This is a genomic window from Rhodoferax potami, from assembly GCF_032193765.1.
Taxonomy (GTDB): Bacteria; Pseudomonadota; Gammaproteobacteria; order Burkholderiales; family Burkholderiaceae_C; genus Allorhodoferax; species Allorhodoferax potami.
Genome location: NZ_JAVBIJ010000001.1, coordinates 1676597 through 1699938, shown reverse-complemented (window position 1 = coordinate 1699938; position 23342 = coordinate 1676597). Strand labels below are relative to the sequence as shown.

The 23342-nt window shown below is 56.8% G+C and carries 22 protein-coding genes and 2 tRNA genes; 12 read left to right on the top strand and 12 right to left on the bottom strand.

Annotated elements, in window-relative coordinates; all coding sequences use genetic code 11:
* Window positions 1-20 precede the first annotated feature (20 nt).
* Entirely contained in the window at window positions 21-2120 is a 2100-nt protein-coding gene (locus RAE21_RS08080) for a methyl-accepting chemotaxis protein (protein WP_313880924.1), read from the top strand.
* Here the strand turns inward: RAE21_RS08080 and RAE21_RS08075 are convergent.
* Window positions 2117-3310, bottom strand: coding sequence for a GNAT family N-acetyltransferase (locus RAE21_RS08075; protein WP_313880923.1), 1194 nt, complete (start codon window positions 3308-3310; stop codon window positions 2117-2119). The genes RAE21_RS08080 and RAE21_RS08075 overlap by 4 nt on opposite strands.
* A gap of 71 nt (window positions 3311-3381) precedes the next feature.
* Between RAE21_RS08075 and RAE21_RS08070 the strand changes: the two genes are divergently transcribed.
* Window positions 3382-5058 carry an NAD+ synthase gene (locus tag RAE21_RS08070; RefSeq protein WP_313880922.1) on the top strand — a complete coding sequence of 559 codons (1677 nt, stop codon included), beginning with the start codon at window positions 3382-3384 and terminating at the stop codon, window positions 5056-5058.
* 20 nt (window positions 5059-5078) lie between these two features.
* A complete protein-coding gene (locus RAE21_RS08065) occupies window positions 5079-5417 on the top strand; it encodes a P-II family nitrogen regulator (RefSeq protein ID WP_296508564.1) in 339 nt (112 codons plus the stop codon).
* Between the two features lie 4 nt (window positions 5418-5421).
* Here RAE21_RS08065 and RAE21_RS08060 read toward each other — a convergent pair whose 3' ends face one another.
* From RAE21_RS08060 to RAE21_RS08040, 5 genes are all read right to left on the bottom strand, one after another.
* Window positions 5422-5841, bottom strand: a complete 420-nt coding sequence (locus RAE21_RS08060) for a diacylglycerol kinase (protein WP_313875857.1) — start codon at window positions 5839-5841, stop codon at window positions 5422-5424.
* Between the two features lie 18 nt (window positions 5842-5859).
* Window positions 5860-6354: an RDD family protein gene (locus RAE21_RS08055; RefSeq protein ID WP_313880921.1), complete on the bottom strand. Its 495-nt coding sequence runs from the start codon at window positions 6352-6354 to the stop codon at window positions 5860-5862.
* Between the two features lie 79 nt (window positions 6355-6433).
* Entirely contained in the window at window positions 6434-7072 is a 639-nt protein-coding gene (locus tag RAE21_RS08050; protein WP_313880920.1) for a DUF3106 domain-containing protein, read from the bottom strand.
* A 22-nt stretch (window positions 7073-7094) separates the two neighbouring features.
* Complete coding sequence (locus RAE21_RS08045; protein ID WP_313880919.1) at window positions 7095-7535, bottom strand: DUF3619 family protein; 441 nt, start codon at window positions 7533-7535, stop codon at window positions 7095-7097.
* Window positions 7532-8098 (bottom strand): RNA polymerase sigma factor, encoded by a 567-nt coding sequence (locus tag RAE21_RS08040; RefSeq protein WP_313880918.1) that lies wholly within the window; start codon window positions 8096-8098, stop codon window positions 7532-7534. Before RAE21_RS08040 ends, RAE21_RS08045 begins: the two co-directional genes overlap by 4 nt.
* Before the next feature lie 291 nt (window positions 8099-8389).
* On the opposite strand from RAE21_RS08040, the gene RAE21_RS08035 reads away from it, so the two are divergent.
* From RAE21_RS08035 to RAE21_RS08010, 6 genes are all read left to right on the top strand, one after another.
* A complete protein-coding gene (locus RAE21_RS08035; RefSeq protein ID WP_313880917.1) occupies window positions 8390-10168 on the top strand; it encodes an acetolactate synthase 3 catalytic subunit in 1779 nt (592 codons plus the stop codon).
* Between the two features lie 136 nt (window positions 10169-10304).
* Entirely contained in the window at window positions 10305-10796 is a 492-nt protein-coding gene (ilvN, locus tag RAE21_RS08030) for an acetolactate synthase small subunit (protein ID WP_296508555.1), read from the top strand.
* Between the two features lie 135 nt (window positions 10797-10931).
* On the top strand, window positions 10932-11948 hold the full coding sequence (gene ilvC, locus RAE21_RS08025; protein ID WP_296508553.1) for a ketol-acid reductoisomerase: 1017 nt from the start codon (window positions 10932-10934) through the stop codon (window positions 11946-11948).
* 154 nt (window positions 11949-12102) lie between these two features.
* Window positions 12103-12918 (top strand): CDP-diacylglycerol--serine O-phosphatidyltransferase, encoded by an 816-nt coding sequence (pssA, locus tag RAE21_RS08020; protein ID WP_313880916.1) that lies wholly within the window; start codon window positions 12103-12105, stop codon window positions 12916-12918.
* Between the two features lie 16 nt (window positions 12919-12934).
* On the top strand, window positions 12935-14473 hold the full coding sequence (locus tag RAE21_RS08015; RefSeq protein ID WP_313880915.1) for a 2-isopropylmalate synthase: 1539 nt from the start codon (window positions 12935-12937) through the stop codon (window positions 14471-14473).
* Between the two features lie 133 nt (window positions 14474-14606).
* A complete protein-coding gene (locus RAE21_RS08010; protein ID WP_313880914.1) occupies window positions 14607-15707 on the top strand; it encodes a serine hydrolase in 1101 nt (366 codons plus the stop codon).
* 28 nt (window positions 15708-15735) lie between these two features.
* Here the strand turns inward: RAE21_RS08010 and RAE21_RS08005 are convergent, their stop codons facing one another.
* From RAE21_RS08005 to aat, 3 genes are read right to left on the bottom strand one after another with little or no spacing between them, the layout of a single operon-like run.
* The gene (locus RAE21_RS08005) at window positions 15736-16521 is read right to left on the bottom strand and encodes an IclR family transcriptional regulator (protein ID WP_313875866.1); all 786 of its coding nucleotides are present in this window, start codon (window positions 16519-16521) and stop codon (window positions 15736-15738) included.
* A gap of 35 nt (window positions 16522-16556) precedes the next feature.
* Window positions 16557-17315 (bottom strand): arginyltransferase, encoded by a 759-nt coding sequence (locus tag RAE21_RS08000; RefSeq protein ID WP_313880913.1) that lies wholly within the window; start codon window positions 17313-17315, stop codon window positions 16557-16559.
* Between the two features lie 20 nt (window positions 17316-17335).
* The gene (gene aat / locus RAE21_RS07995) at window positions 17336-18076 is read right to left on the bottom strand and encodes a leucyl/phenylalanyl-tRNA--protein transferase (RefSeq protein WP_313880912.1); all 741 of its coding nucleotides are present in this window, start codon (window positions 18074-18076) and stop codon (window positions 17336-17338) included.
* Window positions 18077-18146: 70 nt separating this feature from the next.
* Here aat and RAE21_RS07990 point away from each other — a divergent pair.
* A tRNA-Pro gene (locus tag RAE21_RS07990) sits at window positions 18147-18223 on the top strand.
* Between the two features lie 54 nt (window positions 18224-18277).
* Window positions 18278-18354 (top strand) — tRNA-Arg (locus RAE21_RS07985).
* 15 nt (window positions 18355-18369) lie between these two features.
* Here RAE21_RS07985 and murI read toward each other — a convergent pair.
* Both murI and RAE21_RS07975 read right to left on the bottom strand, forming a co-directional pair.
* The gene (gene murI, locus RAE21_RS07980; protein ID WP_313880911.1) at window positions 18370-19176 is read right to left on the bottom strand and encodes a glutamate racemase; all 807 of its coding nucleotides are present in this window, start codon (window positions 19174-19176) and stop codon (window positions 18370-18372) included.
* A gap of 19 nt (window positions 19177-19195) precedes the next feature.
* The gene (locus tag RAE21_RS07975) at window positions 19196-20749 is read right to left on the bottom strand and encodes a fumarate hydratase (protein ID WP_313880910.1); all 1554 of its coding nucleotides are present in this window, start codon (window positions 20747-20749) and stop codon (window positions 19196-19198) included.
* A 168-nt stretch (window positions 20750-20917) separates the two neighbouring features.
* Here RAE21_RS07975 and acs point away from each other — a divergent pair, with 168 nt between their 5' ends.
* Window positions 20918-22915: an acetate--CoA ligase gene (gene acs / locus RAE21_RS07970; protein ID WP_313880909.1), complete on the top strand. Its 1998-nt coding sequence runs from the start codon at window positions 20918-20920 to the stop codon at window positions 22913-22915.
* 96 nt (window positions 22916-23011) lie between these two features.
* On the opposite strand, the gene RAE21_RS07965 is transcribed toward acs, so the two are convergent.
* Window positions 23012-23323, bottom strand: coding sequence for a c-type cytochrome (locus RAE21_RS07965; RefSeq protein ID WP_313880908.1), 312 nt, complete (start codon window positions 23321-23323; stop codon window positions 23012-23014).
* Window positions 23324-23342: the final 19 nt, after the last annotated feature.

Here is a 23342-nt window from a genome sequence, read left to right as displayed (position 1 = left end):
AAACAAGAACGGAGTAAGCGATGTCCTTTGTGTTTTTGAACTCATTGCGCGGGAAGATTGTGGCCCTGGTAGGGCTCCTGGTGTTTCTGGGCTTGGCGGCACTCTCGATCACCAATGTCCAGACCGCACGCTCCCACGCATTGCGCACCTTGGACAGCCAGACCGGCGCGCTCGCCAAGGCCCACGCCTCGGAGATCGCCGAATGGGTTGCAGGGCGTCACCAGATCGTCAAATCTTTCGGTTTTGCGGTGAGTGAGCCGGATCCGCTCAAGTATCTGGTACAGGCCAAGGTGGCAGGGGGTGTGGATTCTGCCTACATCGGCTTTCCTGACAAGCGCACGGCATTCTCAGAACAGCAAAATCTCCCGCCGGACTACGATCCTACCGCTCGCCCGTGGTACCAATTGGCGGCCGCAGCGCAAGGGCCAGCACTGACGCCGCCTTATGTGGATGCGGGGTCCAAAAAATTGGTGATTACCTTCTCCGCGGCGGTGCGGGAGGGCGGGGCCATCAAAGGCGTGACGTCGGTCGACGTCTTCATGGATGCCGTGGTGCGCAATGTGGCATCCATCCGCCCCACGCCAGGGACTTATGGATTTATCGCGGACAAATCCGGAAAAATCATGGTCCATGAGGACACCGCCAAGGTCCTCAAGCCGGTGACTGATATTGCGCCTGACCTCGGTGGTGGCGCGTTGGAGGCCTTGAGCAAATCGGGATCTGTGCGTGACATGACGATCGCCGGAGAGCGCCGTTTGGCGTTTGCGACACCGATTGCCGGTACCGACTGGATGCTGGTGATCGCCTTGAATCGCGACGAGGCACTGAGTGGCATTTCTGCGATGGTGTGGTCGTCGATTGTGGGTGGAATCGTGATTGCCGTGATTGCGGTGGTGCTCATCAGTGGCGTGTTGACCCGCTTGTTGGGCCGCCTGGTGTTGCTGAAAGATGCCATGCAAGACATTGGCTCCGGTCAAGGAGACCTTACCCGCCGTATCGAGGCGGGCGGTTCGGATGAGCTCGCGGTCATTGCCACGGGCTTCAACCAATTCGTCGAAAAAACGCAGGGTGTTTTGCGGCAGGTGCGCTCTAGCGCCGATGCGGTGGCGACCGCCAGCTCAGAAATCGCGCAGGGCAATCATGACCTTAGTGCCCGTACCGAGAGCCAAGCCAGTGCTCTCGAAGAAACCGCGGCCTCGATGGAGGAGCTTGGCTCCACCGTCAAACAAAACGCGGACTCCGCCCGCCAGGCCAACCAACTGGCGATGAACGCCTCTACCGTGGCCATTCAAGGCGGTGAGGTCGTGGGCCAAGTCGTGGAAACCATGAAGGGCATCAACGAGGCCAGCCGCAAGATTGCCGACATCATCAGCGTCATTGACGGAATTGCTTTTCAAACCAACATCCTAGCCCTCAATGCTGCCGTAGAAGCCGCCCGTGCTGGCGAGCAAGGCAGGGGTTTTGCCGTGGTGGCCTCGGAAGTGCGCTCTTTGGCCGGGCGCTCTGCGGAAGCCGCCAAAGAGATCAAGACACTTATCAATGCCAGCGTCGAGCGTGTTGAGCAGGGCAGCACCCTGGTCGACAAGGCTGGTGAAACCATGACCGAAGTGGTCAGCAGCATCCGCCGGGTGACCGACATCATGGGTGAAATCAGCGCGGCCAGTAACGAGCAAAGCGCCGGGGTGAACCAGGTCGGTGAAGCGGTTACCCAAATGGACCAGGCCACTCAGCAAAACGCAGCCTTGGTGGAGCAGATGGCAGCAGCAGCCAGCAGCCTCAAGAGCCAGGCTAACGACCTGGTGCAAGTGGTGGCGGTCTTTAAGCTAGGCAATGAAGGCCACACCGGTGGCTACAGCGGCGCAAGCCATCTGGCAGCGCCAGCCAAACCAGCTGCAGTGCGCAGCAACCCTCCAGAGCAAAATAATTTTGCCGGACCGGAGCGGCGCGCCGTCACGCACACCACCCCAAAAGCCTCAACTGCCAAGCCAGCGGCTGCACCAGCCGCCAAACGGCCTCCTGCCAAAGCACCCCCTGTCTTGGTAGCGCATGCGCCGACCCCGCCCAAAACCAGCAGCAAGGTCACCCCTGCTGGCGGGGATGATGATTGGGAAACTTTTTAAGGCGACTGCTTGAGGGGGCTGCGGTGCTCGAGGTGCTCTAGGTACTGGGCAATGCCGTCCCCCTCGCGCTCCAAAAAGCGCTGCACGGCATCCGCAAAAGCCGGGTGTTGCAACCAGTGGGCACTGCTGGTCCGGGTGGGGAGCAGGGCGCGGGCCATTTTGTGTTCGCCTTGTGCGCCACCTTCAAACCGCCGGTAGCCGTTGGCAATACACCATGCAAGCGGTTGGTAGTAGCAAGCCTCAAAGTGGAGGCAATCCACCTGTTCCATGGCCCCCCAATAGCGCCCGTAGGCCACACGGTGTTGAGGCTCAAATGTGCCATCAGCGCTCATGGATGCTGCACCAATTGCTATCAAACTGCTAGCAATTGGCTGCCCGTCTCGCTCCGCCACAAACAAGAGCCAATGCTCCGGCAGCTGCGTAGCCATGCGCTGAAAGAAGTCTGGCGTCAGGTAGGGTGGGTTACCGTGTTCCCTGTAAGTATTGGCATAGCAGCGGTAGAAAAAAGCCCAATCTTCAGGGCTGATCTCAGCGCCACGGCTGTGCCTGAACTGCACGCCCGCTTCTGTTACCTTGCGGCGTTCTTGTTTGATTTTTTTGCGCTTCTCCTGGTTCAGGCTGGCCAAAAAATCGTCAAAGTCGGCATAGCCCTCCGCACGGTTGTGCCAGTGGAATTGCACGGTGTGCCGCTGCATCCAGTGGGCGGAGTCTGTGGCTTGCAGATCAGCCTCGGCACCGAACAACATGTGCGCTGACGAAATATGCTGCTCTGCGCACCAGCGCTGCACCGCTTGGGTCAGGGCAGCTCTGGCGTGTGCGTCTTTGGCGAGCAATCGGCTGCCCGGCACCGGGGTGAAAGGCACCGCAATCACTGCTTTGGGATAGTAGGGAAGGCCATGCTGTTCATAGGCACTGGCCCACGCCCAGTCGAACACGTATTCCCCGTAGGAATGGTCTTTGAGGTAAACCACGCAGGCGCCTGCCAGCTCCGCGCCTTGGTGCAGGGTGAAGAAATGGGGGCGCCAGCCGGTGGCAGGTGTTGCGCTGCCACTGTCATGCAAGGCTGCCAGGTAGGCGTGCCGCATGAATGGCGTCGGGTGGCTTTGGCTGAATAGCAGGGCGTCCCATGCGGACGCGTTGACCGCAGAGGGCGCTTCTGACACCCGGATGACATAATCAGCGTTACCCATTTAGCGCTCCGCGCGGCAGCCGCAAAGGGTCTGCAATGCAGGCCTGGCTGTGAACTTCCTTCTGCTGGTTCATGACTCTCAAACTGTGCGTTGCGCAACTCAATTTCATCGTCGGTGACCTGAACGGTAATGTCATAAAAATCGTCGATGCGGCCAACCGGGCTTATGCGGACGGCGCGCGCTTGCTATTGACGCCAGAGCTTTCCATCTGCGGTTACGCCGCGGAAGATCTGTTTTTGCGCCCCGCATTCATGCAGGCCTGTGATGATGCCGTGAAATCGGTCGCGCAGCAGCTTGCCGGGTTAAAAGGGATGGCGGTGGTGGTGGGGCATCCAACGGGGGGTGATAGCCGCACACGTTCTGTTGCCGTGCAAAGCCGCTTCAATGCAGCTTCGGTGCTTTGCGAGGGGCAGGTCGTTGCCACTTACGCCAAGCGCGAATTACCCAATTACCAGGTGTTCGATGAGCGCCGCTACTTCACGCCGGGTCAGGGTGTGTGTGTGTTTGAAGCGGGCGAGGGCGAAGACCGCGTCAAAGTAGGTCTGCTGATTTGCGAGGATGCCTGGTTTGAAGAACCCGCCCGCCTAGCCCAAGAGGCGGGCGCTGAGTTGCTGGCGGTCATCAACGCGTCTCCTTTTCATGTGGGCAAGGGTTACGAGCGCGAGGCCCGCATGGGCGAGCGTTGCAGGGCTACCGGTTTGCCCATGGTCTACGCACATCTGGTAGGTGGGCAAGACGAGGTGGTTTTTGAAGGCCACTCCTTCGCCTTGAATGCAGACGGCTCCGTCGCTGGCCGGGCACCGAGTTTTCAAGAGAATGTCTTTCCGGTAACCGTAGATAGAGCGGGTAGTGCTATTCAATTAATAGCATCTATTGAGCCTGAGCGCTCTGCGGAGGCTGATCTGTGGGATGCCTTGGTGTTGGGCGTGCGCGATTACATTGGCAAAAATGGTTTTCCCGGCGCTTTGTTGGGCCTGTCTGGTGGCATTGACTCGGCCCTGGTCTTGGCGATCGCAGTCGATGCGCTCGGTGCCGACAAGGTGCGCACGGTCATGATGCCTTCTCCGTACACCGCGGACATCAGCTGGATCGATGCCCGGGACATGGCGGCCCGCATGGGCGTGCGGTACGACGAAATTTCCATCGTGCCGGAGTTCGAGGCTTTCAAGGCCTCATTGGCTTCAGAGTTTGCGGGGCGTGCAGAAGACACGACCGAAGAGAACATCCAGGCACGCATCCGTGGGACCTTGCTGATGGCCTTGTCCAACAAATTCGGCAGTATTGTGCTGACGACTGGAAACAAGTCCGAGATGGCGACCGGCTATTGCACGCTCTACGGAGACATGGCGGGCGGCTTCGCAGTCATCAAAGACCTGGCCAAAACCACGGTGTTCAAGCTCGCGTGGTGGCGTAATACCCATGACCCTTACGGCACCGGTCTGGCCCCGATTCCAGAGCGCATCATCACCCGTCCGCCCAGTGCCGAGCTGCGGCCTGACCAGAAAGACCAGGACAGTCTGCCACCCTATGAGGTGCTGGATGGCATTCTGGAGCGCTACATGGAAAATGACGAGAGCATCGAGGGGATCATCGCCGCTGGCTACCGTGTGGAAGATGTAGAGCGGGTGACTCGACTCATCAAAATCAATGAATACAAGCGCCGCCAAGCGCCTGTCGGAATCCGCGTGACGCACCGCAGCTTCGGCAAAGATTGGCGTTATCCTATTACCAACCGTTTTCGGGCCTGATTTTTTAACTGGACAAGCAGATGAAACAAATTACCGCAGTCGTCAAACCTTTCAAACTAGAAGAGGTCCGTGAAGCTTTGGCTGAATGCGGCGTGACAGGTTTGACAGTGACGGAAGTCAAAGGCTTTGGTCGCCAAAAAGGTCACACCGAGCTGTACCGTGGCGCTGAGTATGTTGTCGACTTTCTGCCCAAGATGAAGGTGGAAGTGGTGGTGAAAACCGAAGATGTGGATCGCTGTGTAGACGCCATTGTGAAAGCCGCGCATACCGGCAAGATCGGCGACGGAAAGATCTTCGTCACGAGTGTAGAGCGAGTAGTGCGTATTCGTACTGGCGAACAGGACGAGTCCGCCGTCTAAGTTTTCAGCTCAAGTGAGGCGCAAAGCGCGCCCACAGAGCGGCACCCCATATCGCGGCGCACAGCAACAAGCTCAGCAACACTGCAGCGCTGCCGATATCCTTGGCCCGTTTGGACAGCGAATGCCATTCGGGGCCGACGCGGTCGACAACAGACTCGACCGCCGTATTGAGCAATTCCACGACCATCACTGCGACGACGCTGGCCGCTAAAACTGCGCATTCAACCCAAGTTTGCCCGATAAAAAATGAGGCGGGCAGAAGCACCAACGCAAGGATGCACTCCTGCCTGAATGCTGTCTCGTTCCACCCCGCCTGCAATCCGGCCCATGAGTAGCGGGTAGCGTGAAGCACGCGGCTTAAACCCCGGCGAAGCTTCTGAGGATTTACCGCAGGATCAACAGGGGGCAGGGATGGGGCTGGCATAGATGGATGTCTTTGTATTCAGCGGCTCATGGGCGCGGAATGGACCAGGCGAGTGCCCGCCAGCACATCGTGCCAGAACTGGTTTTGGGGGTGAAAGCGACTCAAAATCGCCCAGACGGCTACCCAGCCTATGCAGATCACCGTAATCTCTGGGCCAGACAGTTGAAATGGATACACCGCTGCCAACGGTGGCAAAAACCAGACCCAGCTCAATACGTAGCGCCCCAGTGCCCGCAGCTGGGTGATTTTTTGGCCATCGACACCCACCACGCGGATGTTCCAGGTTTTCATCGCGAGCGTTTGGCCGTGCGCCCAAAACCACACAAAGTAAATACCCAGCACAAGGAACAAAAAGCCTTGAAGGGCATGGCGGTTGTCCAGTGCATACCGGGTCTGGCTCAGAGTACCAAAAATGTAACCCGCCAAAAACACCACGCCGAACAACAAGATACCCTCATAAATCCAGCAAGCCATGCGTCGCCAGAGTCCTGGGGTTATCGCACCATTGATCATCCCGAGCCCGTTCTGTTTTCAAAGAAGCTGCGATTGTAGGCAGGCGCAAGCACCAAAGAGCAGCAGCTGGATCAAACCGCTAATTTGCGCTGCTTGTTTTGGAAGCTGGGGCGAGGGGCAGGAGTGTGTTGCGATCAACGGGCTGCTGAGCAGCCAGTCGTTCCCGGTGGGTTTCCGGTGAATTCCGGGTCACGGGTACAGGCGTTAACTTCTGGGGCGGAGGCGCTTTGGCGGCTACCGCTGCACCTGCTGGTTTGGCAGCCCCTTTGCGCGCTAGAGCGTCTTTTTCCTCTTGGCTCAGTGCTTGGTAGGCTTCCCAGTTGGACAGTCGGTCCGCTGCAGGTGTCTTCTTTGTTTCAGCAAAATTTAACCGTGCTTGCTGCCGTTCCTTCGGCTTCAGTGCTGCCCATTCGGCCATCCGGCTGTGCAGTGTCTCTTTGTCTGCCGCGGACATGGCAGAAAAATTTTGCGACAAGGCGATCCACTTCCTGCGGTGTCCGTCGGCCAAGGTGTCCCAGCTATCCTTTAGAGGAGCTAGTGCAATTTTTTGTCCCGCACTCAAGGCCGTCCAGTTCAAATTGGTCGAAGCGGGCACACTCGGCAGCACTGATGCGGTCTGACCATGGGCGGGAGCGCTGATACCCAGGCAAGTTGCTACGAGACATGCAGCGATCAAGCCCACAGGTATGAGGTTGAGTTTGCTGGAGAAGTGCTTCATAAAGAGTCGGGTGCTCTCTGACTTATTTTTCTTGGTTCGTACGTAAAAATTGTGCAAAACCCGGGTCGGTGTAGGCCGCCGGAGGCAAAGGATCTGTCAGCAGTTGAATGTCCACATCGGCGATTTCCTGGGCGCTGAACTCGTCTTGCAAGGTGTCGATGACCAACATGCCGGCGATCAAAGCGAGCAAAGGCAACCAAGAACCCAACTGCATCCAAAGATTTTTGAATCCGGATCCCATCTGCATGCCGGCTTGCCCGGCAGACGCCAATACAGCTTGGCTGGCTGATACTGGTTCGAGAACGATTTTGCGTTTTGCCACCGCTTGAACACGGGCCGCTTTGAGCCGCTCTGTAATGTCGTGAGGCAGGTCTTGTGCGCCCTCATGGAGGCGCGAAGCAATTGCACGGGCCACGGCTTTCTCAATATCAGCACCGGAACGGTGCGCTACAGTTTTTTTCATAGCCGGATTCCCTTTCCTCTTAACGCATTGCCCAAGGCTTGCACCGCTCGGGAACAGTGTGTTTTTACGCTGCCTTGTGAACAGCCCATCGCAGTCGCAGTTTCCGCGACATCCATATCCTCCCAATAACGCATCAGGAAGGCTTCCCGTTGACGGGGCGGCAGTCGTAAAACCTCTTCTTCAATAGATCTTAGGGTTTGTGCCCGTTCTGTCTGGGTCTCTGTGCTCTCTGCCTGTTCGCCGCCTTGGTCGGTGACCAGAGATTCGAGTAGATTGAAATCTTCGTCTTCAGTTCCTGATTCAAAGTCACTGAGCGTCGAAAACAATGCGCTATAGGTCTTTTGCCGGCGAAACCAGTCGAGGGTGCTGTTGGACAGGATACGTTGAAACAGCATAGGCAGCTCTTCCACGGGCTTGTGTCCGTAGTGTTCAGCCAGTTTCATCATGCTGTCTTGAACAATGTCCAGGGCGGACTCATCGTTGCGGACATGGTATGCCGCACGTTTGAAGGCCCGTTTTTCAACACTCTTCAAAAAGTCGGAAAGTTCTTTTTCGGTTGCCAATTGACAAGGCCATTGCTGGCAAAAAAGGGGGCGCACCGTGCACTTGGAGCGTGCATTCGGCGGCATCTACGTCGCAGATTATTGCACTTCAAGCTTGTCTGCTCGTTGCCTTCTCAGGGATGGGGTGCCAGCAATGCCATAATAGGGGTGCAATTAAAAGGCAAACGGGTCCTGGTCCGGCGCAACATTCAATGCGCTCATGGCTTTGATCTTAAGTCCCGACGCGACTCCACAAGTGTTTGCGAAGGGGCACCCAAGGTTTTTCGTCAGAGAAATTCACAAAGGTTCATCATGGAAATTTCTAAAGCCGAAATCGCTTCGGCAGCATCCGCATCCAAATCCGCCGCTGTTCCCGAGTTGAGGGGCGCGGAAGTCCTCGTCAAAGCGCTTCAAGCCGAAAACGTCAAGTACATCTGGGGCTACCCCGGTGGTGCAGTTCTTCACATTTACGACGCTTTCTACAAACAAGACACCATTCAGCACGTCCTGGTACGTCACGAGCAAGCAGCTGTGCATGCTGCAGACGGCTATGCCCGTGCGACCGGTGATGTCGGCGTGGCGCTGGTGACATCCGGGCCGGGTCTGACCAATGCAGTGACCGGTATTGCTACCGCTTACATGGACAGCATCCCCATGGTGATTATTTCCGGTCAGGTGCCTACGCACGCGATCGGACTGGACGCATTCCAAGAGTGCGACACCGTCGGTATTACGCGCCCCATCGTGAAGCACAACTTCTTGGTGAAAGACGCCAAGGACATGGCGGACGTGATGAAGAAGGCTTTCCACATCGCGCGCAGTGGCCGTCCCGGCCCTGTGGTGGTGGATATTCCGAAGGATGTGTCCTTCAAGAAGGTGCCCTACCATGGTTACCCCGAGAGCGTGGAAATGCGCTCCTACAACCCGGTGCGCAAGGGCCATGGCGGACAAATCCGCAAGGCCTTGCAACTGTTGTTGGCGGCTAAGCGTCCTTACATCTACACCGGTGGCGGCGTGTTGCTGAGTAACGCTTCCAACGAACTCCGCACGCTGGTGGACATGCTGGGCTACCCCTGCACCAACACTTTGATGGGCTTGGGCGCGTACCCGGCGAGCGACCGTAAGTTTCTCGGCATGCTGGGCATGCACGGTACCGTCGAGGCCAACAACGCGATGCAGAACTGCGATGTGCTGCTGGCTGTCGGTGCACGCTTTGACGACCGCGTGATTGGCAATCCCAAGCACTTTGCCCAGAACGAACGCAAGATCATCCATATCGATATCGACCCATCCAGCATCTCCAAGCGGGTGAAGGTGGATATCCCGATCGTGGGCGACGTTAAAGACGTGCTCAACGAAATGATCGCCATGATCCGCGAGGGTTCCACCAAGCCTGACGCGAACGCATTGGGCGGTTGGTGGGACACGATTGAAGGCTGGCGCAAGCGCGATTGCATGAAGTACAACCCCGGCAATGGGGATGTGATCAAGCCCCAGTTCGTGGTGGAAACGCTTTGGAACATGACCAAAGATGCGGACACCTACATCACGTCCGATGTGGGTCAGCACCAGATGTGGGCTGCGCAGTACTACAAGTTTGACGAGCCACGTCGCTGGATCAATTCCGGTGGTCTGGGAACCATGGGCGTGGGCATTCCCTATGCCATGGGCATCAAACTGGCCAAGCCGCAAAGCGAGGTGTTCTGTATTACCGGCGAAGGCTCGGTGCAGATGAATATCCAGGAGCTTTCCACCTGCCTGCAGTACAACACGCCGATCAAGATCTGCTCTTTGAATAACCGCTTCCTCGGGATGGTGCGTCAGTGGCAAGAGGTGGAATACGAAGGCCGCTACAGCCACAGCTACATGGACGCACTGCCGAACTTTGTGAAGTTGGCGGAAGCTTACGGTCACGTCGGTATGTTGATTGAGCGCCCTCAAGATGTGGAGCCCGCTCTGCGCGAGGCCCGCAAACTGAAGGACCGCACGGTGTTCATGGACTTCCGCACGGACCCGACTGAAAACGTGTTCCCCATGGTCCAGGCCGGCAAGGGCATCACAGAGATGCTGCTTGGTTCTGAGGACCTTTAAGCGGATTTACGTCAAATAGTGCTCTAGCGCACACCCCGTGTGCGCGAGCTGCTATCATTTTTGAAGAATCTATTGTCTGCCAAGCTGTGCGGTTACCGCCGTACGGGGAGGGCAGCGAAAAGAGGAATCGGTATTTATGAAACACATCATTGCAGTTTTGCTGGAGAACGAGCCAGGCGCCTTGTCGCGTGTCGTGGGTTTGTTTTCGGCCCGTGGTTACAACATTGAATCCTTGACCGTGGCTCCCACGGAAGATCCGAGCTTGTCGCGCATGACGATCCAGACCCATGGTTCGGACGACGTGATCGAACAAATTACCAAGCACCTGAATCGCCTGATTGAAGTGGTGAAGGTGGTGGACCTGACGGAAGGCGCCTACATTGAGCGTGAACTCATGATGGTGAAGGTCCGTGCGGTGGGCAAGGAGCGCGAAGAGATGAAGCGTATGGCGGACATCTTCCGTGGCCGCATCATCGATGTGACTGAAAAGAGTTACACCATCGAGCTCACAGGCGATCAATCCAAGAACGATGCGTTCCTGGAAGCTATCGAGCGCACCGCCATTCTGGAGACGGTGCGAACCGGCTCCAGTGGCATCGGTCGCGGCGAGCGCATTCTGCGGGTTTGATGAAGGTTTTCCTGTGTGCGCTTCGGCTGGCTCAACACACAGGGATTGTTTGGCGACAGTGTTTACCGTTCGCCCCGAGCTTAGGTAGTTTTTGCAACAGGGCGCTTTTCGCCAATATTTATTTCGGAGAGAAAAATGAAAGTTTTTTACGACAAGGATTGTGACCTGAGCCTGATCAAGGGCAAGACAGTTGCCATCATCGGTTACGGCAGCCAAGGCCACGCACACGCGCAAAACTTGAACGACAGCGGCGTGAAGGTCGTGGTCGGTCTGCGCAAGGGCGGAGCTTCTTGGGACAAAGTCGGCAAAGCCGGCTTGACCGTGATGGAAGTGAACGATGCAGTCAAGGCGGCTGACGTTGTCATGATCTTGTTGCCTGATGAGCAAATCGGCGAGGTGTACACCAACAACGTCGCTCCTAACATCAAGCAGGGCGCTTCTTTGGCCTTTGCCCACGGTTTCAACGTGCATTACAACCAAGTCGTGCCCCGCGCCGATCTGGACGTCTGGATGGTGGCTCCCAAGGCTCCCGGCCACACTGTGCGTAACACCTACACCCAAGGTGGTGGCGTGCCTCACTTGGTCGCTGTCCACCAGGACAAGTCCGGTAAAGCCCGTGACTTGGCTCTGAGCTACGCGATGGCCAACGGTGGCGGCAAGGCCGGCATCATTGAGACCAACTTCAAGGAAGAAACTGAAACCGACTTGTTCGGTGAGCAGGCTGTCTTGTGCGGTGGCGCTGTCGAGTTGATCAAAATGGGTTACGAGACTCTTGTGGAAGCCGGCTACGCACCTGAAATGGCGTACTTCGAGTGCTTGCACGAACTGAAGCTGATCGTGGACCTGATCTACGAAGGCGGCATTGCCAACATGAACTACTCCATCTCCAACAATGCGGAGTTCGGTGAGTACGTGACAGGCCCTGAGGTCATCAACGAAGAATCCCGCAAGGCTATGCGCAACGCTTTGAAGCGTATCCAGAACGGTGACTACGCCAAGATGTTCATCCAGGAAGGCCGCTTGAACTACCCAAGCATGACCGCACGTCGTCGTAACACTGCTGATCATTCGATCGAAGTGGTGGGTGCGCAGTTGCGCGCCATGATGCCTTGGATCGCCAAGAACAAGCTGGTTGACCAGACCCGCAACTAAGCCGCTGTGGCTTAACGCAAAAGGCCACTTCGGTGGCCTTTTGCTTTGGGGGTTCTTCTATGGATGGATCGCGCACTGGCTTACACTGCGTGCCTGACTTTGTTCCGGTTGTTTTGGAACGTATTGGGCCTCAAAGGCCCTCCCTGGAGATGGCATGCATGATGGAATAGAAACCCAAGGTTCGACCGGTAATGGTGGCGGTGTTAAAAACCGGCGCAAAGGCATCTATGTGCTGCCGAACCTGTTTACTTTGGCCGCCTTGTTCGGTGGCTTTTACGCCATTGTCATGGCAATGAATGGGCGCTTTGATCTTGCTGCTGCAGGTATTTTTTGCGCGATGGTGCTCGACAGCTTAGACGGCCGGGTTGCCCGGATGACCAATACCCAAAGCGCTTTTGGTGAGCAAATGGATTCGCTCTCCGACATGGTGTCTTTCGGCGCTGCACCTGCGTTGATTTCCTATGAGTGGGCGTTGCGGGGGCTCGGGCGTTGGGGCTGGTTTGCTGCCTTTGTTTATTGCGCTTGCGCGGCACTCCGTCTGGCCCGCTTCAATGTCAACACGACGGTCGTGGACAAGCGTTACTTTCAGGGCCTGCCGTCTCCAGCAGCTGCAGCGTTGGTAGCGGGTTTTATCTGGGTTGCTACAGACCAAGGTATATCGGGCCCATCGGTGGCTTGGCCGGTATTCGCATTAGCCTTGTATGCGGGTCTGACCATGGTGACCAACGTTCCGTTTTACAGTTTCAAGGACGTGCAAATGAAGCGCAGTGTCCCATTTGTCGTGATTGTTTTGATCGCTCTGGGCATTGCGGTGATCAATATCCACCCGCCGATTGTGATGTTCGGCGTATTCGTGGTCTACGGATTTAGCGGCTACGTGGTGTATCTGGTGCGTCGCGCCCGTGGTGTGCGAACCAGCGTGATCAGCACGTCGACCGACGAGCCTGAAGAGCGCGGCTTGCATCGATAAACAGAGGGGAATTTCCATGTCTGACAAACTGATTATTTTTGACACCACTTTGCGCGATGGCGAACAGTCGCCCGGCGCCTCGATGACCCGTGACGAGAAGTTGCGTATTGCCCGTCAGCTGGAACGCTTGCGCGTGGACGTGATCGAGGCCGGTTTTGCTGCAAGTTCAAATGGTGATTTCGAGGCAGTGCAGCTGATTGCCAACTCGATCAAGGATTCCACCGTGTGCTCGCTGTCGCGTGCAAACGACCGTGATATTGCCCGAGCTGCCGAGGCGCTCAAGGGCGCCAACAGCGCGCGAATCCACACCTTTATTGCGACTTCTGCACTGCATATGGAGAAAAAGCTCCGCATGTCGCCTGAGCAAGTGCTGGAACAGGCCAAACAGTCCGTGCGCTTCGCGCGTAACCTGGTCGCTGATATCGAGTTCAGCCCGGAAGACGGTTACCGCAGCGACCCTGACTTTTTGTGCCGCGTTCTCGAAGCTGTGATTGCTGAGGGGGCCACCACCATCAACGTACCCGATACGGTCGGTTATGCGGTGCCTGAGCTGTATGGCAACTTCATCAAATCATTGCGCGAACGCATTCCGAACTCCGACAAAGCGATCTGGTCGGTGCACTGCCACAACGACTTGGGTATGGCGGTCGCCAACTCCTTGGCCGGGGTGAAAATTGGAGGAGCTCGTCAGGTGGAGTGCACCGTGAATGGCTTGGGTGAGCGGGCCGGAAATTGCAGTCTGGAAGAGATTGTGATGGCCGTCAAGACCCGTAAAGACTATTTCGGGCTGGAACTAGGTATTGACGCGACGCACATCCTCGCAGCAAGCCGCATGGTGAGTCAGACCACCGGTTTTGTTGTACAGCCCAATAAAGCGGTGGTCGGTGCCAACGCGTTTGCCCATGCCTCTGGCATTCACCAAGACGGCGTTTTGAAGGCCCGTGATACCTATGAAATCATGCGCGCGGAAGATGTGGGCTGGACGGCCAACAAAATCGTGCTGGGCAAGCTGAGCGGCCGCAATGCTTTCAAACAACGTCTGCAGGAGTTGGGGGTCCAACTCGGCAGCGAGACTGAGATCAACGCAGCGTTTTCCCGTTTCAAGGAACTGGCCGATCGTAAAAGCGAAATTTTCGACGAAGACATCCTTGCGCTGATTGGCGACGAGAGTGTGTCGTCGGAGATCGAGCAATATGGTTTCGTTTCATTGTCTCAGCACAGTGAAACAGGGGAGCGGCCCCAAGCCACGATTGTGTTTACCTCTGGAGGCAAGGAGATGAAGGGTGCTTCTGATGGCAATGGCCCCGTCGATGCGTCGCTGAAAGCGATCGAGTCTCTGGTGCAAAGTGGGGCTGAGATGGTCTTGTACTCGGTGAACGCGATCAGCGGGTCGACGGAAAGTCAAGGCGAAGTGACAGTACGACTGCAAAACAGCGGTCGTGTGGTCAACGGAGTCGGGTCTGATCCGGACATCGTGGTGGCGTCGGCGAAAGCTTACTTGAGTGCTTTGAATAAGCTGCAAAGCAAGTCAGACCGTGTTGCGGCACAGGGGTGAGCGAGTTAAGTTGAAAATAGTTGAGGTTCAGCGCGCAAGTATTTGATCTATTTGAAGTTTTTTGATTAAACTGGCGGGGAACACTATAAAAAGCGTCTGCAAATGCATTGCAGGCGTTTTTTTCAAAGGAACTATGTTGAAACGCATCATTATTCAACTCAGCGCCGCAGGTCTTATGGCTTCCGTGCTGCTACTTCCTTTCTCAGCACTTGCCACAACGCAGAGCAAGAAAGCTACAGCCAAAACTTCGCAAGTGAAGGCTTCGCAAAGCAAAAAGGTGGCAGTCAAGGCGGTACGCAAACAAAAGGCGGTTCCCGCTACCAAGCGGGTCTCAACCAAAAAGCCTGTAGCCAAAAATATCAAAAAGGCCGTAGTCGCCGTCGCTCCGAAACCTTCTTACGGGCAGCTCGCAGGCTTGCATGGCAAGCAAGACGCCTTGGACTTGAAGTCGAGCGTCGCCTTCGTGGTGGACCAAGACACCAAGGAAGTGCTTTTCAGTAAAAACGAGAACGCAGTGCTTCCGATCGCGTCGATCACTAAATTGATGACCGGAGTGCTCATTAGCGAAGCACGGCTTCCGATGGAAGAGTCCATCGAAATTACCCAAGCTGATGTAGATACCGAGAAAGGCAGCTCCTCGCGTTTGCGCGTAGGCACTGAGTTGTCACGCGGTGAGCTACTTCACCTTGCCTTGATGGCGAGTGAAAACCGAGCTGCGCATGCACTGGGCAGGACGTACCCTGGTGGCTTGCAGCATTTTGTCAGCTTGATGAACCGCAAAGCCAAGCTATTGGGCATGGCAGACACGCAGTATGTGGAGCCCACAGGGCTGAGCAGCCGCAATCAGTCCAGCGCCAAGGATTTGGCTACTCTGGTGAGTTATGCCTACAGCGATCAAACTTTGCGTGAACTGTCTACCTCAACCGGCTATCAAGTTGAAGTGGGCAACCGTACCTTGCAATACAACAACACCAATCGCTTGGTGAAAAACCCTGCGTGGGAAATCGGACTGCAAAAGACGGGCTACATTGCTGAAGCAGGGCAGTGTTTGGTGATGCAAGCAAAAATATCAGGCCGAAAACTTATCATGGTTTTTCTGGACTCTGCGGGTAAGCTGACGCGAATTGCTGACGCGGAACGTGTGCGCAAGTGGGTGGAAACAGGTCACCCAGTCGCTACGAAAGGCTCACCGCTCGCCCTCAAAGGATTCGATAGTCGTATCGCGACAAACTGATAACAAAAAAGCCTGCTCTTGCAGGCTTTTATCTTTGGGGGGATCTAAACCCCAATGTCTCCGAGATGTGTCGCGCGGTCTCTTTGAGTTTGGGTAGCCAGTCGTCTTCCAAGCGACCGGAAGGCGCAGAAATGGATAGGCCCGCGATCAGCTTGCCTTGATCGTCGTAAATGCCTGCAGCCATGCAGCGGACGCCGAGTTCGAGTTCTTCATTGTCACTTGCCTGGCCATACTGACGGACCTTGGAGAGCTCACGCTCCAACACGTCCAAGTCGGTGATGCTGTTTTTGGTGTGGCCTTGCAGGCCTGTTCTGGTGGCATAAGAACGAATGCGCAGCGGATCATCAGCGGCCAAGAACAATTTGCCCACTGAGGTGAGGTGTAGCGGTGCGCGTCCGCCAATCGCCCTGACAACCTGCATGCCGCTACGTTCACTGTAGGCACGCTCGACATAGATGATTTCATCGCCCTGGCGCATGCTCAGGTTAACGGGCTGCTGAATTAACTTGTGCAGCTCGCGCATAGGCCCCAGCGCCGCGTCACGGACGTTTAGGCGGGCCTTCACAAGATTACCCAGCTCCAACAGGCGCATCCCGAGGCGGTAGCTGCCTGATTGGGGGCGATCGACAAACCGCCCGGACACCAGGTCATTCAAGATCCGGTGCGTTGTAGAGGGATGCAGACCAGCGCGTTCACTGATCTCTTTCAGCGGGATCGCCTCTTCTCTGGAAGCGAGAACGTCAATCAACGTGAACATGCGCTCCAGCACTTGAACTGCGGGGGCGGATTGGGGGTCGTGTTCTTTTTTAGTCATGGTGCTTCTTGGCCGATGTTAACCCGTCAAAGCCCCTACACCTGTGGGTTCAATAGCCCTGTTGCATTCCAGTTGCCATTCACCAAAATTTCATGCGGTTTGAAGTTGGCCTTGTATTGCATCTTCGGGCTGCTCTCAATCCAATAGCCCAAGTAAACATAAGGCAGGCCAAGCTGTTTGGCCTGCTCAATCTGCCACAGCACATTGAAGGTTCCATAGCTGGCGCCTTCATCAGGAGCAAAAAACGTGTACACCGCGGATAGGCCGTTGTCCAGGACATCCAAAATGGACACCATTTTGAGTGCACCCAAGCTTTGCTGGCTATCTGTCGCTTCCCGAAACTCAACCAAGCGGGAGTTCACGCGACTCTGCAGCAGAAACTGCACATACTGATCGATGCTGTCCTCATCCATACCGCCTCCGGCATGTCTGGCGAGTTGGTAGCGCAGATAGAGGTCGTAGTGTTCTCTCGAAAAGCCGAGGTTTAGTACGCGGGCCTGCAAGTTGGTGTGTTGTCTTGCCGCTCTTTTCTGGCTCTTGTTGGCTTGGAATTGTTCCACCGGAATGCGTAGCGGGGTGCAGGCCTGGCACCCATCACAGTAAGGGCGGTAGGTGAACATGCCGCTGCGCCGGAAGCCCCTCTCAACGAGGCTGGAGTAGGTCGCCGTGTCAATGATGTGGCTGGGAGTGGCTACTTGGGAGCGGGCTTGTCGGTCCGAGAGGTAACTGCAGTCGTACGGCGCAGTGGCATAAAACTGCAGTGTTTGGATGGGGAGATCCGTCAGATCGGTCATGGCAGAGTTTCGCAAGCTGACTACAAGTAATTCCAGTATAGGCTGTCAAAGTCCCACTGGATGGGCGGCTTCGGTATGGCGGAGTCTAGGCACTGCTGGAATGCCTTTTTGTCGATCGGCCGTGCGCCCATGAAGGCCAGATGTGAGGTGACCTGCTGGCAATCAATCCATGCGACCTTGTGGTAGCGGGCAATCGCCATTAATGCGGCCAAAGCCAGTTTGGATGCGTCGGTTCGCCTTGCAAACATCGATTCGCCAAACACGGCGTGACCGATGCAGACGCAGTACAAGCCGCCAACCAATTCACCATCTTGCCAAGTCTCAATGCTGTGTGCATGTCCTGCATGGTGCAAGCGCAGATATGCCGCCCGGATTTCCGGCAGTATCCATGTGCCATTTTGTCCATCGCGAGGGGTCAAAGAGCAGGCTTCAATGACTTTTTCGAAAGAGCTGTCCACCCGTATTTCAGAACCCGGGGTGTCCCGGAAACGCCGGATGGTTTTCTTGAGTGACCTGTGGAGCCGGAACTCATCCACCCACAACGTCATCCGTGGGCTAGTGCTCCACCAAAGTGTGGGTTGGCCTTCGTTGTACCAGGGAAAGATGCCATTGGAGTAGGCGCGGAGCAATGTCGCGGGCTCCAGATCGCCGCCGGCTGCGAGCAAGCCTGGGGCAGGTGAGTCCTCTCCCCAAGCTGCAGAGGTACTCGGAAATGATTCGCCGGGTTCCAACCAAGGCAGCAGGGGTGACGATGTAGGCATGGAGGGGAGGTGCAAAAAAACGATGACGAAGCTGGAAACAGCAGTTTTATCAGGTTAGAATACCAGCTGTCGGGGTGTAGCGCAGCCTGGTAGCGCATCTGCTTTGGGAGCAGAGGGTCGCGAGTTCGAATCCCGCCGCCCCGACCACTTTTTAAAAATCAAAGGCTCTGAAGTTTTAACGCTTTGGGGCCTTTGTTCTTTGTGCCCGTAGCTCAGTCGGATAGAGCAACAGCCTTCTAAGCTGTGGGTCGGGGGTTCGATCCCCTCCGGGCACGCCAAGTCGCTCTCTTTCCCTAAATCCTCAATTCATGCGCGGTATCTGAGATCCCGAGCCAGTGCTCAGCCGCACGGGCTAATGTTTGTGGATCGCCAGTGCTGTGGAAGTCAATCCGGCCTGCATCGGGAGATTCTTGGGTCTGCAGAAGATCGGCTTTTGCTAGCAGTCGTCGTGTCTGGCGAGCGACCGGTGCGCCGCCTTCCAGATAGCGCACCTTGTCTCCGGTTCCCATGCGCAGTGGAGACTCGGCAAATGGGTAGTGTGTGCAGCCCAATACCAAGGTGTCCATCTCGCCAGTTTGAGTGCCAAAAGTGCCCATGGCCCCCGTAAATGTTGCGCAGGCCGCTCCTGTTTTTGTAGCGTCTAGCTGTTCGATGGCCAGTGCAAGTCCGGGGCAGGGTTGAAGAACAAATCGTGCTTGGCCTTGCAGGCTGGCCAGCAAACGTTGGAACTTCTCGCTCTTCAGGGTGCTTGGCGTTGCCATCACCCCGATCACGCCTGTTTGGCTCGCTGCCACGGCGGGTTTGAGTGCCGGCTCAATGCCGATGATGGGCAAGCCAGGGTGCTCTGCCCGCAGCACATGGATGGCTGCCGCAGTTGCCGTGTTACAGGCTACGACCAGTGCTTTGATCTGGTGCTGACTTTGCAGCCAGCGGCTGATCGTGCCGGACCGATGGATGAGGTAATCGTCATCCCTCTCACCATAGGGCGCATGGCCACTGTCGGCGACATAGACAAACCTCTCGAGCGGCAACTCGGCCCTGAGCGCCCGCAGGACGCTCAGGCCACCCAGGCCGCTGTCAAACACCCCGATGGGGTGCATGCTCTCGATCGGCAATGGCTTAACGCGAGGTGACAGGAATGGACTTGAACTCGCCGGTAGCGATCTTCTTTTTCCACTCCTCAGGCCCTGTGATGTGGGCACTGGTGCCACCAGCGTCCACCGCTACGGTAACAGGCATGTCAACGACGTCAAACTCGTAAATCGCTTCCATGCCCATGTCTTCAAAACCGACCACTTTGGCGGTTTTGATGGCCTTGGACACCAGGTAGGCCGCACCGCCCACCGCCATCAGGTAGGCGCTCTGGTGTTTCTTGATTGCTTCGATGGCAACGGGGCCGCGCTCTGCCTTGCCGATCATGGCAATCAGTCCGGTTTGCGCCAGCATCATCTCCGTGAATCCATCCATGCGGGTGGCGGTTGTCGGACCGGCGGGGCCCACGGCTTCATCGCGAACCGGGTCAACGGGTCCCACGTAATAGATCACCCGGTTGGCAAAGTCCACAGGCAGTTTTTCGCCCTTGGCCAGCATGCCCTGGATGCGTTTGTGCGCGGCATCACGGCCGGTGAGCATCTTGCCGTTCAACAACAAAGTCTGGCCTGGTTTCCAGCTGGCGACTTCTTCCTTGGTCAGGGTATTGAGGTCCACTTTTTTGCTGGTCTCGTAGTCGGGTGTCCAGTTGACGTTGGGCCAGAGGTCCAAGCTGGGTGGATCCAGATACACAGGGCCGCTGCCGTCCAACACAAAATGGGCGTGGCGGGTGGCGGCGCAGTTCGGGATCATGGCGACCGGTTTGCTGGCTGCGTGGGTCGGGTACATCTTGATCTTGACGTCCAGCACGGTGGTCAATCCGCCCAAGCCCTGTGCGCCAATGCCCAGCGCATTGACCTTCTCCATCAGCTCCAAGCGCATTTTTTCCACATTGTTGAGTTCGGCGCCGGTTGCGGCTTTGGTCTGCAGTTCATACATGTCCAAATCGTCCATCAGGCTCTCTTTCGCCATCAGGACTGCCTTTTCAGCGGTGCCGCCGATGCCGATGCCCAGCATGCCGGGCGGGCACCAGCCAGCGCCCATGGTGGGAACGGTCTTCAAGACCCAGTCCACCACCGAATCGCCGGGGTTCAGCATGACCATTTTGCTTTTGTTCTCGGAGCCGCCGCCTTTGGCTGCCACGGTCACTTCGACCGTATTGCCGGGCACGATTTCCGTGAAGATCACCGCCGGGGTGTTGTCTTTGGTGTTCTTGCGCAAAAACTCAGGGTCCGCAACCACCGAGGCGCGCAAAGTGTTGTCGGGGTGGTTGTAGCCTTGGCGCACACCTTCGTTGATGGCGTCGTCCAAGCTTCCGGTGAAGCCCTCCCATCGCACATCCATACCGACTTTGAGGAACACGTTCACGATGCCGGTGTCCTGGCAAATGGGGCGGTGGCCGGTCGCGCTCATTTTGCTGTTGGTCAGGATTTGGGCGATCGCGTCTTTGGCGGCCGGGCTCTGCTCGCGCTCGTAGGCGCGGGCCAGGTGGGCGATGTAGTCGGCGGGGTGGTAGTAGCTGATGTACTGCAGCGCGGCAGACACGGATTCGATCAGGTCAGCCTGGCGGATAGAGGTGGTCATGGTCGGTCTTTTCAGAGATTGGATAGCAGTGAAGGGCAAACCCGCTGAGTTTATCGAATCACACCTGCACCAGCCTGACGGCGGGCCTTGACCGATATCAGTCAGTGATTTGTAAGTGCATGGGATAACCATGCGCGCAGTTTTCAAAAAATCCGAGGAGACAAACCTGTGAGCGCATCATCTTCTGCTATCGAGTCCATGTTGGTTGAAAACCGGGTGTTCCCACCCAGTGAAGCCACGGTCAAAGCGGCCCGCATCTCCGGCATGGAGGGCTACAACGCCCTTTGCGCCGAAGCCGAGAAAGACTTCGAAGGTTTCTGGGCCCGCTTGGCCAAGGAAAACGTGGTGTGGAACAAGCCTTTCACCCGCACTTTGGACGAGTCCAACGCACCGTTTTACAAATGGTTTGATGACGGCGAGTTGAATGCGTCCGCGAACTGCCTGGACAAGCACATCGGCACGCCCACCGAAAACAAAGTGGCAGTCATTTTTGAGGCCGATGACGGCACTGTCACCAAAACCACCTACAAAGAGCTGTTGGCACGGGTCAGCCAGTTTGCCAATGCACTCAAGGCAGACGGCATCCAAAAGGGCGACCGGGTACTGGTGTACATGCCCATGACCCTTGAAGGCGTGATTGCGATGCAGGCCTGCGCCCGTATCGGCGCCACCCACAGTGTGGTGTTTGGCGGCTTCTCGGCCAAGGCTTTGCAAGAGCGCATCATTGACGCAGGTGCGGTGGCGGTGATCACCAGCAACTACCAGATGCGCGGCGGCAAAGAGTTGCCCTTGAAGTCCATCGTGGACGAGGGCATTGCCATGGGTGGCTGCGAGTCCATCAAGAATGTGTACGTGTACCAACGCACCAAAACGGCTTGCAACATGGTGGCAGGGCGCGACAAAACGTTTGATGAAGCACTTGCCGGCAAAAGCACCGACTGCGCACCGGTGCCCGTGGGCGCTGAGCACCCCTTGTTCATCCTCTACACCTCGGGTTCTACCGGCAAGCCCAAGGGCGTACAGCATTCCACAGGCGGCTATTTGCTGTGGGCCAAGCTCACCATGGATTGGACCTTTGACTTGAAGCCTGAGGACGTGTTCTGGTGCACGGCTGACATCGGCTGGATCACGGGCCATACCTATGTGGCATACGGCCCTCTGGCTGCTGGCGCTACCCAGATCATTTTTGAGGGTGTGCCCACCTTCCCGAACGCCGGTCGCTTCTGGCAAATGATTGAGCGCCATAAGTGCACCATCTTCTACACGGCGCCGACTGCGATCCGTTCGCTGATCAAGGCCGCTGAGAGCGATGCCTCTGTGCACCCCGACCGCTCCGACCTGTCGAGCCTGCGCATTCTCGGCTCGGTGGGTGAACCCATCAACCCCGAAGCATGGATGTGGTATTACAAAAACGTCGGCCATGAGAAATGCCCCATTGTGGACACCTTCTGGCAAACCGAAACCGGTGGCCACATGATGACCCCGCTGCCTGGTGCCACGCCGCTGGTTCCCGGTAGCTGCACACTGCCCCTGCCCGGAATCATGGCTGCCATCGTCGATGAAGTTGGCAATGACATTGCCAATGGAACCGGTGGCATCTTGGTCGTCAAGCGCCCGTGGCCTTCCATGATCCGCACCATCTGGAATGACCCTGAGCGTTTTAAAAAGGCCTATTTCCCCGAGGAGATGGGCGGCAAGCTTTACCTGGCCGGCGACGGCGCGGTGCGCAGTGCAGACCGTGGCTATTTCCGTATCACCGGCCGTATTGATGACGTGCTCAACGTGTCCGGCCACCGCATGGGAACCATGGAAATTGAGTCCGCGCTCGTGTCCAAGTCCGATCTGGTCGCAGAAGCTGCCGTGGTCGGCCGCCCCGATGATTTGACGGGCGAGGCAATTTGCGCTTTTGTGGTGCTGAAGCGGGCCCGCCCCAGCGGCGACGAAGCCAAAGCGATCGCCAAAGAACTGCGCGACTGGGTTGCCAAAGAAATTGGACCTATCGCCAAGCCCAAAGATATCCGCTTTGGTGAAAACCTGCCCAAGACCCGTTCCGGCAAGATCATGCGCCGCTTGCTGCGCTCCTTGGCCAAGGGTGAGTCCATTACCCAGGACACCAGCACCCTGGAGAATCCAGCCATCCTGGACCAACTGGGCCAAGCTTACTAAGCCAGCTTAGTTTTTCGATACGGTGGGCGCCTGTGGCGCCTGCCCATAAAAAAAGCCGCTAGTTTTTAGCGGCTTTTTTCGTGGTGAGTGACCAGCTTAGTTCAGCGAGAGAACCCAAGCCGCCAATTTCTTGGCCTCGGCTTCACTGACCTGCGAATTCGCCGGCATGTAAGCGGTGCCCCAGGCGCCGCTACCACCTTTCATGATCTTGGTGGCAAGCCGGTCTGCGGCTGTCTTGTCCCCCTTGTACTTGGTGGCCACGTCTTTGAACGCAGGGCCGAGCACTTTTTTGTCCATCATGTGGCAGGTCATGCAGTTTTTGGACTTGGCCAAGCCCTGATCCGCCCAAGCGAGGGGGCTGAGCAACACCAAGGAGAGCACCCAACTACGCGATAGAAAATGATTCATCTGAAGCCTCTGTTGTTTC

Excerpts from the sequence above, each read along its gene's own strand:
- RAE21_RS08080 (WP_313880924.1), top strand. The coding sequence starts at position 21 with ATGTCCTTTGTGTTTTTGAACTCATTGCGCGGGAAGATTGTGGCCCTG.
- RAE21_RS08075 (WP_313880923.1), bottom strand. The coding sequence starts at position 3,310 with ATGGGTAACGCTGATTATGTCATCCGGGTGTCAGAAGCGCCCTCTGCG.
- RAE21_RS08070 (WP_313880922.1), top strand. The coding sequence starts at position 3,382 with ATGACTCTCAAACTGTGCGTTGCGCAACTCAATTTCATCGTCGGTGAC.
- RAE21_RS08065 (WP_296508564.1), top strand. The coding sequence starts at position 5,079 with ATGAAACAAATTACCGCAGTCGTCAAACCTTTCAAACTAGAAGAGGTC.
- RAE21_RS08060 (WP_313875857.1), bottom strand. The coding sequence starts at position 5,841 with ATGCCAGCCCCATCCCTGCCCCCTGTTGATCCTGCGGTAAATCCTCAG.
- RAE21_RS08055 (WP_313880921.1), bottom strand. The coding sequence starts at position 6,354 with ATGATCAATGGTGCGATAACCCCAGGACTCTGGCGACGCATGGCTTGC.
- RAE21_RS08050 (WP_313880920.1), bottom strand. The coding sequence starts at position 7,072 with ATGAAGCACTTCTCCAGCAAACTCAACCTCATACCTGTGGGCTTGATC.
- RAE21_RS08045 (WP_313880919.1), bottom strand. The coding sequence starts at position 7,535 with ATGAAAAAAACTGTAGCGCACCGTTCCGGTGCTGATATTGAGAAAGCC.
- RAE21_RS08035 (WP_313880917.1), top strand. The coding sequence starts at position 8,390 with ATGGAAATTTCTAAAGCCGAAATCGCTTCGGCAGCATCCGCATCCAAA.
- ilvN (WP_296508555.1), top strand. The coding sequence starts at position 10,305 with ATGAAACACATCATTGCAGTTTTGCTGGAGAACGAGCCAGGCGCCTTG.
- ilvC (WP_296508553.1), top strand. The coding sequence starts at position 10,932 with ATGAAAGTTTTTTACGACAAGGATTGTGACCTGAGCCTGATCAAGGGC.
- pssA (WP_313880916.1), top strand. The coding sequence starts at position 12,103 with ATGCATGATGGAATAGAAACCCAAGGTTCGACCGGTAATGGTGGCGGT.
- RAE21_RS08015 (WP_313880915.1), top strand. The coding sequence starts at position 12,935 with ATGTCTGACAAACTGATTATTTTTGACACCACTTTGCGCGATGGCGAA.
- RAE21_RS08010 (WP_313880914.1), top strand. The coding sequence starts at position 14,607 with ATGTTGAAACGCATCATTATTCAACTCAGCGCCGCAGGTCTTATGGCT.
- RAE21_RS08005 (WP_313875866.1), bottom strand. The coding sequence starts at position 16,521 with ATGACTAAAAAAGAACACGACCCCCAATCCGCCCCCGCAGTTCAAGTG.
- RAE21_RS08000 (WP_313880913.1), bottom strand. The coding sequence starts at position 17,315 with ATGACCGATCTGACGGATCTCCCCATCCAAACACTGCAGTTTTATGCC.
- aat (WP_313880912.1), bottom strand. The coding sequence starts at position 18,076 with ATGCCTACATCGTCACCCCTGCTGCCTTGGTTGGAACCCGGCGAATCA.
- murI (WP_313880911.1), bottom strand. The coding sequence starts at position 19,176 with ATGCACCCCATCGGGGTGTTTGACAGCGGCCTGGGTGGCCTGAGCGTC.
- RAE21_RS07975 (WP_313880910.1), bottom strand. The coding sequence starts at position 20,749 with ATGACCACCTCTATCCGCCAGGCTGACCTGATCGAATCCGTGTCTGCC.
- RAE21_RS07965 (WP_313880908.1), bottom strand. The coding sequence starts at position 23,323 with ATGAATCATTTTCTATCGCGTAGTTGGGTGCTCTCCTTGGTGTTGCTC.